Raw genomic sequence first — 12,781 nt, forward strand, 5'->3', positions numbered from 1 at the left:
TAGCTCATCCTGAGCGTCGAAGATCAAGAAAGCGCAGTTTCGAGCACCGGAACGTACTTCTACAGGATGTAGTGACTTCGACGTTACTCACAGGACGTGAGTGTAATTAGTCGAAGATCACCTGTAATACGTGAGGAGCGTAGAAACAAGCTGACACAGAGATTCGACAGCAATTTTTCCCGGACTTTTTGAACATCCTCTATTATGACCCGGTCACACTTTCTCAATCGGAGCAAATGCTCCAAGAAGCCGTTTCAAGCCGACTGGGCTTGGGAATACAATATCCAGTTCGACGCTGTCACCCGTTCCTCGAGTGGCAACAATCGTACCTTGACCCCATTTTTTATGCGTCACTTTATCGCCTGAGCGCCATTCTTCATTATTATGATTCTTCTGCAGAACAGGCTTAGGCTTCGTGTATGTCGAAGCAACTCGTTTTTCAAAAGGCGATCCTGATCCGGATTTCGTTGAGAATCGGCCGGAGATTTGTTCCTCTTCCGAATCTTCCCTTGTGATTAATTCTTGCGGAATTTCTTTAATAAAACGCGATGCGGGATTGGCAATCGTTTTGCCGAACAGCATGCGCACCTGTGCACTTGTCAGAAAAAGTTGCTGCTTGGCGCGGGTGATGCCGACATAGGCAAGCCGGCGTTCCTCTTCCATTTCGTCGCCGTCATCCAAGGCACGCATATGTGGGAAAATGCCTTCTTCCATGCCGACGAGAAAAACAACAGGAAATTCCAGACCCTTGGCGGAGTGCAGCGTCATCAGCGTCACCGCGTCCTGAGGTGCCTGGTCGTCCTGTTCGTCAATATCAGCGTCAAGCGCAAGCTCGGTCAGAAAATTAATCAGTGATTTATCATCATTCCCGCTTTCAAATTCTTTCGTCACAGACAGAAATTCTTCCAAGTTTTCAAGGCGGCTCTGCGCTTCAATCGTTCGCTCAGCCTTGAGTGCGTCGCGGTAACCGGATTTATCCAGTACCTCTTCGACAAGCTCGGTCACAGACAGAAATTCCTGCATTTTGGACCAATTAAGAATCATCTCAGCGAAGGCCTTCATCTTGCCTGCCGTACGTGCGGCAATCCCTGTTTGCTCGACATCACCAATCGCCTGCATGAGTGAGAGATCCGCCGCAATCGCGTAATCGGCCAGTTTATCCATAGAGGATGCACCGATGCCCCGTTTTGGTTCATTGATCACGCGTGCCAGGCTGATCTCATCTTCTGGATTAGCGATCAGACGCAGATAAGCGAGCACATCCTTGATTTCCTTACGATCGTAGAATTTGATACTGCCGACCATTCGGTACGGGATATTCGATTTGACAAGCGTTTCTTCAATGACACGGGACTGAGCGTTCGTTCGGTACAGTACGGCAAAATCCGAATACTTGAAGCCGTCCTTGAACAGTTCGCGCATCTTCCCCGCGACATAATAGCCTTCCTCGCGTTCGGTTGGTGCTCGGTAATAGGCAATTTCCTTACCGTCCGCATTTTCCGTCCACAGATTCTTCGGCTTGCGATCGTGGTTGTTCTGAATGACATGGTTTGCCGCATCGAGAATCTTCTTCGTTGATCGATAGTTCTGCTCCAGCTTGATCACTTGTGCGTTCGGATAGTCTTCCTCGAAGGAGAGGATGTTGTGAATGTCTGCGCCGCGCCATCCGTAGATCGATTGATCGGAGTCGCCGACGACACATAAATTTTTAAATCGGTCGGCAAGCATGTGAACAAGCAAGTACTGCGACCTGTTCGTATCCTGATATTCATCGACATGAATATATTGGAATTTCTTTTGGTAAAATTCCAACACTTCAGGGACGCGCTGGAACAGATGCACCGTTGTCATAATCAAGTCGTCAAAGTCGAGCGACTGATTCTGCAGCAGTTTTTTCTCATAATCTTTATAGACATCGCGCGCAACCTCTTCAAAGGGGCCCTGCGCTGTTTTCGCAAAATCAGCGGCTGTTTTTAATTCATTTTTAGCGGAGCTGATTGCACCTAATACACTGCGCGGTGTGAATTTCTTCGGATCCAGATTCTTTTCTTTGAGAATCTGCTTCACGACCGACAGCTGATCGGTGCTGTCCAGAATGGTAAAGTTGCGACTGAGACCCATGCGGTCGATGTCTCGGCGCAGAATCCGCACGCACATCGAATGAAAGGTTGACACCCACGTGTCCTCAACAAGCGGTCCTGCCAATTTTGCCAGCCGCTCCTTCATTTCCTTGGCAGCTTTATTGGTAAACGTGATCGCCAAAATATTCCATGGCGCGATATCTCGTTCGATCATCAAATAGGCCATACGATGCGTCAGTACACGCGTCTTTCCGCTTCCCGCTCCCGCCATGATCAACAGCGGTCCCTCATGGTGCTTCACTGCTTTTAATTGTTCCGGATTAAGTCCTTCCAATAATTCCTGTGAAAGTCGTTCCATTATGATCACTTCCTAAAAAATAGAATCCATATCTGCTCTATAAAAAGACGCACAAAATGCAAAGTCGGCGTATTCTGAATAGATCATCTTCCCAGAACATCGCCGCCTCAATGCATCGTTTCTTCACATTAGAAAACTTGGATTTCTTATCCAAGTCGATCAAGCGTCATCTTATAACCATCTGTACCAAAATTGATGCATCGTTTCACACGGGAAATAGTCGCCGTGCTGGCACCGGTCTCTTCTTCAATCTGATGATAGGTCTGCCCCTCCATCAGCATTCTCGCCACTTGAAGCCGCTGCGATAATGATTGAATTTCGCCCATGGTGCACAGATCGTCAAAAAAACGATAGCATTCCTCGCGATCTTTTAATGTCAAGATGGCGTCAAACAGCTGGTCAAGAGCTTTGCCTCTTAATTTATCAATTTGCAACCTTGTCCATTCCTTTCTCGTCGGTTAAATCCGTAACTTCATCACGTTTTCTGTATGCACAATCACCCTATCGTGCTGATTAAACGACACGGATACAGGTACCTTTTCTTTTTTTAATAAACACAGTACGTTCCTTTCAAACTCGCAAAACCATTACTTATAACATCTTACCTCAAATACGGTCAGTGATAAAGTCGAAGCAGCAAATGTTTTCATCCTTCACCGTATGAAATTCAAATATAATCCAATAAAAAACGTTTTTTATAAATAGTGTTATTTATGTTTACGTTTTCATTGCTATTATGTTAGCCTAGAGATGTTTGTTGATTATACTTAGCGAGGACGTGGGCATTGTGAACATTCTGTGGGATTTCGATGGGACGATCTGTGATACGTACCCGGTATACACGAAGCTTTTTAAACAAGTACTGAATTCAGATCGTGACGAAAAAGATATTTTCGCTCAAATAAAAATCTCATTTTCAACGGCATATGCATATTTCCGCATGACGCCTGAGCAGATCAGTACTTTTCATCAGCTCATCCGCCGCTATCCGTCAGACGGTTTCAAGCCGTTCCCTTCTGTGGAAAAGGTGCTTGCCGCAGCGGACAAAAATGTAATTATGACGCATAATAATCGTGAGGATCTTGTCCGCGTACTCCGTCAATTCGGTCTGGAAGGCTACTTTACAGATATGGTAACCAGCGATAACGGCTTTCCTAAAAAGCCGGATCCGGCATCTTATATTTATCTGGATGAACGCCATGGTTTTGATCTTGCCATCGGCGATCGCACGCTCGACATCATCCCGGCAAAAAAATTGGGCAAGAAAACCTGCTTGTTTCAAAATCATGCCAGCGGTGCCGATTTTTATATCGACAGCTATGATGAATTCTTTGATCGCGTGCACCTGTGAAGTGGCTGCCTTGCGTTTATCGAGCACTTCGCTGATTTCAAACCAAAAAAGCCTCCCGCGGAGACACTGATGACTCCGAGCGGAAGGCTTTTCTCTATCTATGTTTAGTTTGCAGCCGGTTCTTCATGTTCTTCAAGAGTCTGCTTGATATAACTCTTGATCAGTTCAGCCGATGCATTGAAGCCTTCTTGTTCTTTTTTGTTCAAGCGGTATTTAATGATCTTTTCAACACCGTTTTTTCCTAGAATGATTGGAACACCAATCGCAAGGTCATGCTGACCATATTCATCGTTCTGAATGACGGATGCAGCCGTGACACAACGTGCGTTGTTGAGGATTGATTTCGCAAAGAATGCCAGCTCGTTGCCGATTCCAAATTGCGTATTGCCCTTGCGTTTATGAATTTCCCAGCCAAAATGTCTGGCTGTATCTTCCACTTGATCGCGGTCGATTTTGCCGAATTCATCAAAATTATCTTCTTCGTATTGATCAAGCGGCTGGCCGCCGACTGTAACCTGCGACCATGCGGCAATTTGAGAGTCTCCATGTTCGCCGACCATAAAAGCACTGATACTGCGCGGATCGACATCACCGATCACACGAGATAATTGACGGCGCAGACGCATGCTGTCCAGTGCGGTACCCGTACCGATCACATGGTTTTTCGGAAGTCCTGACAGCTTGTAGAACAGATACGTGATAATGTCGCAAGGATTGGTCGCAATCACATATTTTCCTTTAAATCCTGCTTCGCGCAGCTTTGGCACAATATCATAGGTGATCGCTGCCGTGCCTTTGAGCAGTTCCAAGCGTGAACCTTGAGGAATCTGAGACCTCTCCGTTACGGCGACAAGAATTACATCGCACACGGCCAACCCTTCAAGAGGCACCTCAATGACACGTGTGCGTGACGGTGTCAGCTCAATGCTGTCCTCAAAATCCCATGCTTCACCCTTCGCACGTTCGGAATCAATGTCGGAAATATACAGTTCATCCGCCACATTTTCATGAACAATGGCTGAAGCCGCCGCTTTTCCGACATTGCCGATCCCGACAATACCTACTTTTCTAACTGTTTCGTTCAACTTCAATCCTCTCCTTTTGCCTTCTGATATATCCTTTTTTTCTGTATGGGTGACGTATATTTTACACCTTGCAAAGAGGTGAATCAATATTTTTTCGACTATTTGAACTAAATCAAATTAAATAAAATCATGATTGAACATTTATCTTATTCAACTTAAACTAAGATTACTTTATCTATAATCTGAACTTCAATTGAGGGGACATTAATGACCATTGCGTTTCGAGAACTAACCAAAGAAGACATTCCGGAATTCGTTGACATGAGAAAACTGCAACTGCTTGAGGAAGGCGCAATACCAACAACCGATCTGACGAAATCGTTGACCGATTATTTTTTGACCAGTCTCGAGAATGGGAGTTTCGTCTCTTGGATCGCTCTTGTTGACGATAAGATCATCGCAACCAGCGGTATGTCCTTCAGCCGAAGGCCGCCCTACTATGAAAATCCATCCGGCTATGTCGGTACACTGTCTTGCATGCACACCTTAAGCGCCTATCGAAGAAAAGGAATCGCGACAATACTATTGAATCATGTGATTGACGAAGCACGACAGAGACACTGCGGAAAAGTGACAATTACTGCGTCAGCGATGGGGAAACTGCTTTATAAAAGTTACGGATTCAAGCAGAAAGATAATTATTTAGATTATGATTTAAGGAGAACTAGTTGAGGAGCATGTGAAATGAAAATACGCTTAATGGAAATAGAGGATTATGCAGAAGTACACCGACTCTGGACGAATACCAATGGAATGGGCATGCGCAGCCTCGATGATTCCGTTAAAGGCATCGAAAAGTTTTTAAAAAGGAATCCTACTACAAATTTTATCGCTGAAGAAAATCATAAGATTATCGGTGTCATTCTGTGTGGAAACGATGGCCGCAGAGGCTACATCTATCATACGGCAGTAGACAGCAACTACCGTCGTCGCGGGGTTGGCAAACAATTGGTTGATGCCGTCATTAATGCCTTGCGCGAAGAAGATATTAATAAAGTCGCTCTTGTTGTTTTCGCAACAAACGAAACAGGAAATAACTTTTGGCAATCGCTTGGGTTTGACCAACGCGAAGATCTCATTTACAGAAATTTAACCATTAATGAAAAGAATAACTAACCCTTGCTTCGAGGTGACGCTCAAAATGATTCGCTCAGCAACAGCATCCGACATACCTGCACTCAAAGCTTTATGCACACAACTTGGTTATGAAGAAACAGAAGCCGCTATTAAACAGCGACTTCACTACATCATGAATAATCCCGACAACGGCTTTTTTGTCGCTGAAGACCAAGCGGGATGCGTCTGCGGATGGGCGCACATCTTCGGCAAACATTTTCTTGAAGGCGTTTATGCCGAACTCGGCGGCATCGTCGTTGACCGCGCGCATCGCAGACAAGGAATTGGTAGACAATTGCTCGAAGCATGCGAGCACTGGGCCGTTCAGCACGGCTATTCCGAACTGCGCGTCCGTTCAGGAGGAACCAGGGAACAAGCACATCAATTTTACTTGCAGCTCGGTTACGAAAATATAAAATGGCAAAAGGTCTTCAAGCGGAGATTGACGTGACGGGCGCATTGAAAAAGCCGCTTCCCAATCGCATACATATTATTGGTTCCGTGGGCAGTGGGAAAACAACCTTAGCTCGGAGCTTGTCAAAGAACGGTGAGCTTCCCTATTATGAACTGGATAACGTTGTTTGGAAACGCACGCCGTCCGGCGATCTTCGAAGAAGCACTGAGGAGCGCGATCACTATTTAGAACAGATCGTTCGGTCCAAGCGATGGATCATCGAAGGTGCTCACGCTCAGCACTGGGTGCGCAAAAGTTTTGAAGCTGCTGATTTAATCATTTTTTTAGATCCCGCTTATTTTGTGAGAATCTACCGGATTACGAAGCGATTTATCCGGCAAAAGTTAGGCATAGAAGCGGCGAACTACACCGCTTCGTTAACAATCTTCAAGAAAATGTTTGAATGGAATCGCACGTTTGAAAAAGAAAGCAAGCCAAAACTAGTAAACATGCTCGGCCGCAATCCAGCTCATTTCATCATTCTAAAAAATAGAGCGGATATCGAGAAGTACTTTAAGTAATCGTCATGTTTGCGGATCGTACAAATAAACTCACCCACTAACTTAGACACAATAATAAAACCTACTCATTGAAAAAGGACGTGATCCATTATGGATAACTTTTACATTGCAGACGCATTTACCAATAAACCTTTTTACGGGAATCCTGCTGGTATCTATGTGGAGAGTGGTGGGCTGTCCGATACTGAAATGCAGCAGATCGCATCGGAGGTTAATCTCAGCGAGACTGCCTTTCTGGATCAAATTGGTGACTGCTGTTTTTCAATACGATGGTTCACGCCAAAGGCTGAGGTGGATCTTTGTGGCCATGCCACACTCGCATCAGCGCACATTTTATGGGAATTGGCTATAGCCGATAAAGCTCAAATCCATTTTACAAGTAAAAGCGGTGACCTATTTGCCCGCAAAGAAGGCGCGATCATTTATCTTGATTTTCCAGCAGAATTCCCCTCAGAAATCACAGATCTTCCAAAAGAAATAGCAACAAGTTTAGATGTCCCTGTTTTGTCTGTATCTCAATCGCGATTGGATTATATCGTGGAAACAGATAGTCAGAAAAGTGTCGTAAAAGCACAGCCCGATCAGACAATGATTTCTCATTTAGATAGACGTGGACTAATCATTACCAGCAAAAGTCTCTCGCCAAATTATGACTTTGTTTCACGATGCTTCTATCCTAAATTGGGCGTTTATGAAGACCCAGTTACAGGTTCAGCGCATTGCCAGCTTGCTCCCTATTGGGCTGATAAAATGGGTAAAACAAGTTTCAAGGCCATACAATTGTCAAGTAGACAAGGCCAATTGTCCGTTCGCCTCAACAAAGATCGCTGCGAAATTGGCGGACAAGCCGTTACTGTTCTATCCGGCGACCTATTAAAATAAAAGTACAGCACTTTGTTACCTGTCGCCAATATCGTTCAATCGATGCCGGCGGCTTTTTCATTCAATGGCTTCGAACCATGAAAACAAGCTGAGCTGGGTTAGATAGTCTAGTTATACTTTTCTTTCATTCCACGCCTTTATCGGACTCTAAACACTAAACACTCCACATTGATTTTACTTAATAAACAACCGATCCTGTTAATCAACACAGTAGGACTTGCTAATGTTTTAAAATAACGAAAGGTACGAAAAAAATCATACAAGGAGCGCATATTCTTGAAAAGAAAAACATACAAAGGATTGCGTAAAATAACCAAATCAAAGATTCATTAAGTGTTATGTTATTTTCTCTAGAGCTGCTGTTTTCTATAATAAGATGAAGATGTTCCTCAAATGCTTGCAATCAAAAAAAAAAGGCTCCTATCAATAAACGGAACCGGAATTTTATCAATTGAATTATTTTCAACTGTGCAAATCAATGATCTATAAAAACTTTACCATCAAATTTCTCTAGATTAAACATTAATTCTCCTTTTATTGTCTGACAGCTGGTTGGCTCTAACCAACTTTCACTGCACTTTATTGAGCTACTATATTTTCCGCTGCAGATCGTTCATCTGAATGATCCACTTTCGAACTTTCTTTCTTCATCTGTCTAAAGTACCAGATAAACATTAGAATATAGCTGCCCATAGCAAGAAGAGCAAACAGAATCATTTTCAGATCAAGCGTTGCCGCCGCCTTTCCGACAAGAACCGTCAGCATTTTCTCAAGCGGATCTGAGTCGACAGAAGAAAAAAGTGAGCCTTTAGCAAGGCCAGTTGGAAAATTGCCCATTGCTTTTGATGTTGAAGTCAAGAATTCAGCAATCATTGTGGCAGCCCATAGGAACAGCGGAATCATCACGGTGCCAATGATGGTCATGCGCACCACACGTCCTTTAGTGATGATAAGCAGAGCCGGAGCCAGTACAGTCATCAAGATGCCGCCAAGCGGCAGGACATGGTTGCCCGGCAGAATCAAAGCGACAATTAGAAGAATTGGCGCCAGAATATTAGCGACAGCCCAGATTTCAGCACGCGGAGCCAAAATCGGCCAGTCGATTCCAATATAGACTTTCCGCCCGCGTAACCGTTTACTCATAAACGTAGTAATCCCTTGCGAAAGCGGTTCAATAGCCGGGCCAAACCAACCGCCAACATACGCAAATAGTTCTAGAGAAACACCAGCGATAAACACCAACCGAAAAATCTCACTAGGCGACTGACGAGCAAGCAGACCAATGAAAACACCAAGGTAGGCCCCAATCGCAAATTTGCTGCCCCAAAAACCAATTTTTCGGTTCAAGGTCTCAGCATTAAAATCAAATTTATCGATAAACGGTAGAAACCGATCGATAAGCTTGTTGAAAATCATCACAACCGGGGCAATGAGTAGTTCGGGATGTGCAGTCGTTGTGATATTGGTTTTCTCATAGTTTAACAGCTCGTTGATTGTCGGCTTCATAACATCAGCGTTAATCAGAGCCAAAGTATAAACAAACGCTACAAAAACCGTTGTCAGGATAATATTATTTCCTGAATAATGAAGAATGAGTAACCCAATAATTGAAATATTCCAGATGTTGAACAAATCAACGTTCAAGGTCTTTGTCACAGAAAATATCAACAGAATAAAGTTAAGCAAGAAACAAACAAACGCAAAATAAAGCGTATACATTGAACCCCAAGTAATAACCGCTAAAGGCGCCCAGCCAAGGTCTGTTATCTCAAGCGTAGCTCCAGTTTCTTCAACAAAGCTGTTCAACGCCGGACCAAAAGCGCTGGTCAACAGAGAAATAACCGCACTCATCCCTGTTAAAGCAACTGCCATTCGGATGCCGCCTTCAAGTGCCTTTGAAATGGAGACTCCAACAATCAGTGAAAGAAGGGTGATAATAATGAACATCATAGCAGGGGCTCCTAAGTTGATAAAAAATTGGAACCCCTGGTTAAGTTTTTCTACAATCATAACGAATCCTCCTAGTCATTACTAAAACCTCGTAACCGGTTACGTAATTGCAGAAAAGGATCACACATAATATAATCCATTCTCAATATTTTTGCAAGCGGATTCAGAAAGCGTTTGACAAAAAGAAATCTTTGGTGTAAGTTAACTACGTAACCGGTTACGTAAAGGAGTTTATGCTGATGGCAACGATTCGTGACGTCGCAAAAACAGCAGGGGTCTCAGTCGCCACTGTCTCAAGGATCATTAATAACAAAGGCGAAGCCAGTCCCGAAACGATTGCTCGCGTACAGCAGGTCATACAAAAATTACATTACAGGCCAAATTCAATTGCTAAAAGTTTATCCAAAAGACGCTCCAATTTGATCGCACTACTGATTCCGACACTAAAGAACCCATTCTTCCCGGAATTAGTTCGCGAAATTGAGGCTTCTGCCAATCAGAAAGGCTATCATATTTTTCTGTGCAACACAGATGATGATCGTAATAAAGTCAAGTATTATTTAGACTCGATACTTAGCCATTATGCTTGTGCAGCAATTATCAATTCACTTTATGTGGAAAGTAAAGATCTCGAAATGCTGGAATCACATGGGATACTAACTCTGACGATTGATCGTGCGCAATTCAACCATCCCTACTCCGCCATTTCCGTTGACCACAAAACAGGAGCGAGTAAGGCGGTCAGCCATCTGCTTGACCAGGGATGCCGAAAGATCATCCATCTATCTGGGCCAAAAGATCAGATGAGTTCAATAGACCGGTTAAGCGGTTATCAGGAAGCCTTAAATGCTTTTAATCCGGATCTCCCGCAGAAAGTCATTTATGCAAATTTTGATCTCTTCAGTGGTTATCAATCGATTCAATCATTGATCCAGAGCAGTTTTTTATTTGACGGAATTTTTTGCTCCAATGATGCTTTGGCACTTGGTGCAATGCGTGCATGCTTGGAAGCGGGATTTCAAATTCCCGATCAAGTGAAAATTGTCGGTTATGATAATATCCTTTTTTCTCGCTACGTAACGCCGTCTCTGTCAACAATCAGTCAACATATGAAAGAAATGGGAACTCTCGCAATTACAGAAATTATTAGTCTGATGCAGCAACCGAATGTCAAACCGAGAAAGATTCGTATACAGCCTGATCTCGTGATTAGAGAATCATCAACTCAATTGAGGAGGAATCGTCATGAATAAAATAGGACCTTCATTAATGTGTGCCGATCTGGCTCACCTAGCCGATGACATCAGTCAGTTGGATGAAGCAGGTGTTGATTTTTATCATCTAGATGTCATGGACGGCCAATTCGTCTCCAACTTTACCATTGGGCCTGATCTAATTAAAACCATTCGCTCACTGACAAACAAACCACTTGATGCACACCTAATGATTCAAAATCCAGAGCGTTATGTTGACTTGTTCGCCGGCTGCGGAGTCGATATGATGTCCATTCATGCAGAGGCAACAGATAATATCCAGGGAACGCTTGCAAAAATTAAGCAGTTAGGTATGAAAGCCGGTCTGGCACTGAATCCCGCAACTCCGCTTACAGTTCTCGACTATGTCTACGATGTAGTTGATTATGTAGTTATCATGACCGTCAATCCCGGATTTTCTGGTCAGAAATTTATTCCGGCCACTTATCAAAAAATTGCTCAACTTCATGAACAGATTCAGAAGCAAGAGCGGACTATTGAAATTGAAGTAGACGGCAACATTGGTAAAGCTACTATTCCCACCTGTAAAGAAAATGGAGCAACACTCTACATCTGCGGAACAAGCAGCATCTTTCATGATCGTGGAACCCGTCAGGAAAATGTAGCCCAAACCCGAGAATGGCTGAGTTGACTCTGAATCCATGTTTCATACCTAAGCTACTTTGATATTCAATTTCATGTATAAAGACTTATGATCAATGAGAAAACACATAAGTATTAAGGAGGAAGTTATCATGAACTATGATATTGCAGTAGTCGGAAGCATTAATATGGACGTTGTTGCCAAGTGCGGCAAGTATCCAGAATATGGAGAGACCACATTTGCTAATTCTGTAGACATGCTGCCGGGAGGTAAAGGGTCCAATCAGGCAGTCAGTGCTGCCCGTCTTGGAAAGAGAACCTGCTTCATTGGTGCTGTTGGAAAAGATAGTGCCGGTGATCAGCTCATAAATAATTTCCGTGATAAAAATGTGGATGTCACCCACCTCATTCGTAAAGAAAAATTTGGAACAGGTACATTTGTCGCAATCATTGATCAATCTGGTGAAAATACGATGGTTGGCTCCAAAGGGGCAAACGAAGCATTAACCGCGCAAGATATTGAAAGGGCTTTCGATGCTATTGAAGCGAAAATCCTACTGATTCAAATGGAAACGAGTACCGTCTCCATCCTAACTGCCATGAAAATAGCTAAACAGAAAGGTATGTTTGTCATTCTCGATCCAGCGCCTGCTGATGGAATTGTCCCTGAAGCCTTCCAGTATGCTGACTTAATATTGCCTAATGCTCAGGAAACCGAACGTATCACTGGCATTAAAGTAATCGATGAAAAAAGCGCGCAACATGCTGCCCAGAAGATCAAAACACTCGGTGTCCCAAATGTCATCGTCAAAATGGGCAGTCAAGGTTGTCTTGTTTACCAAAATGGTCAATCTACGTTAGTCGACTCGCTTAAAGTGAAAGCGCTTGATACGGTTGGGGCCGGTGATTGCTACGCTGGAGCGATCGCAAGTGCATTAGTCGATTCTGATGATCTCGTTGCAGCTGCAAAATTTGCCACTGTCGCTGCTGGTCTTAAAGTTTCCCGGACAGGCGGACAGAATGCGATTCCCACCTTGCAAGAAGTGGAAAACTATCGAATAGCAAACAGTCAATGATCAACAAACAACTCGCTTCCATACTTATCAATAGACATAGCGCAAATCACC

Annotated in this window: 13 protein-coding genes; 9 read left to right on the top strand and 4 right to left on the bottom strand. The window is 43.8% G+C overall.

What is annotated here, in order from left to right:
* Positions 1-213: 213 nt before the first annotated feature.
* A complete protein-coding gene (gene pcrA, locus AC1MBV_RS15440; RefSeq protein ID WP_480948703.1) occupies positions 214-2,439 on the bottom strand; it encodes a DNA helicase PcrA in 2,226 nt (741 codons plus the stop codon).
* 146 nt (positions 2,440-2,585) lie between these two features.
* On the bottom strand, positions 2,586-2,873 hold the full coding sequence (locus tag AC1MBV_RS15445; protein WP_255749474.1) for a YerC/YecD family TrpR-related protein: 288 nt from the start codon (positions 2,871-2,873) through the stop codon (positions 2,586-2,588).
* Between the two features lie 353 nt (positions 2,874-3,226).
* Here AC1MBV_RS15445 and AC1MBV_RS15450 point away from each other — a divergent pair, with 353 nt between their 5' ends.
* Positions 3,227-3,790, top strand: a complete 564-nt coding sequence (locus AC1MBV_RS15450; protein WP_480948704.1) for an HAD-IA family hydrolase — start codon at positions 3,227-3,229, stop codon at positions 3,788-3,790.
* A gap of 104 nt (positions 3,791-3,894) precedes the next feature.
* Here AC1MBV_RS15450 and AC1MBV_RS15455 read toward each other — a convergent pair whose 3' ends face one another.
* A complete protein-coding gene (locus tag AC1MBV_RS15455) occupies positions 3,895-4,875 on the bottom strand; it encodes an L-lactate dehydrogenase (RefSeq protein ID WP_255749478.1) in 981 nt (326 codons plus the stop codon).
* A gap of 207 nt (positions 4,876-5,082) precedes the next feature.
* Here AC1MBV_RS15455 and AC1MBV_RS15460 point away from each other — a divergent pair, with 207 nt between their 5' ends.
* From AC1MBV_RS15460 to AC1MBV_RS15480, 5 genes are all read left to right on the top strand, one after another.
* Positions 5,083-5,547, top strand: coding sequence for a GNAT family N-acetyltransferase (locus AC1MBV_RS15460; protein ID WP_480948705.1), 465 nt, complete (start codon positions 5,083-5,085; stop codon positions 5,545-5,547).
* A gap of 12 nt (positions 5,548-5,559) precedes the next feature.
* Positions 5,560-5,991, top strand: a complete 432-nt coding sequence (locus AC1MBV_RS15465; RefSeq protein WP_480948706.1) for a GNAT family N-acetyltransferase — start codon at positions 5,560-5,562, stop codon at positions 5,989-5,991.
* Positions 5,992-6,016: 25 nt separating this feature from the next.
* On the top strand, positions 6,017-6,442 hold the full coding sequence (locus AC1MBV_RS15470) for a GNAT family N-acetyltransferase (RefSeq protein WP_480948707.1): 426 nt from the start codon (positions 6,017-6,019) through the stop codon (positions 6,440-6,442).
* Positions 6,409-6,966, top strand: a complete 558-nt coding sequence (locus tag AC1MBV_RS15475; protein WP_480948708.1) for a P-loop NTPase family protein — start codon at positions 6,409-6,411, stop codon at positions 6,964-6,966. The genes AC1MBV_RS15470 and AC1MBV_RS15475 overlap by 34 nt, the downstream gene beginning before the upstream one ends.
* A 90-nt stretch (positions 6,967-7,056) precedes the next feature.
* A complete protein-coding gene (locus AC1MBV_RS15480; RefSeq protein ID WP_480948709.1) occupies positions 7,057-7,848 on the top strand; it encodes a PhzF family phenazine biosynthesis protein in 792 nt (263 codons plus the stop codon).
* 579 nt (positions 7,849-8,427) lie between these two features.
* Here AC1MBV_RS15480 and AC1MBV_RS15485 read toward each other — a convergent pair.
* A complete protein-coding gene (locus AC1MBV_RS15485; RefSeq protein ID WP_177184814.1) occupies positions 8,428-9,858 on the bottom strand; it encodes a PTS transporter subunit IIC in 1,431 nt (476 codons plus the stop codon).
* Positions 9,859-10,037: 179 nt separating this feature from the next.
* Between AC1MBV_RS15485 and AC1MBV_RS15490 the strand changes: the two genes are divergently transcribed.
* The 3 genes from AC1MBV_RS15490 (at position 10,038) to AC1MBV_RS15500 (ending at position 12,730) form a co-directional block, all read left to right on the top strand.
* Complete coding sequence (locus tag AC1MBV_RS15490) at positions 10,038-11,051, top strand: LacI family DNA-binding transcriptional regulator (protein WP_480948710.1); 1,014 nt, start codon at positions 10,038-10,040, stop codon at positions 11,049-11,051.
* Complete coding sequence (gene rpe, locus AC1MBV_RS15495) at positions 11,044-11,703, top strand: ribulose-phosphate 3-epimerase (protein ID WP_480948711.1); 660 nt, start codon at positions 11,044-11,046, stop codon at positions 11,701-11,703. Before AC1MBV_RS15490 ends, rpe begins: the two co-directional genes overlap by 8 nt.
* 103 nt (positions 11,704-11,806) lie before the next feature.
* Positions 11,807-12,730, top strand: a complete 924-nt coding sequence (locus AC1MBV_RS15500) for a ribokinase (protein WP_480948712.1) — start codon at positions 11,807-11,809, stop codon at positions 12,728-12,730.
* Positions 12,731-12,781 lie beyond the last annotated feature (51 nt).

Source organism: Sporolactobacillus sp. PKPK-6 (genome assembly GCF_056678885.1).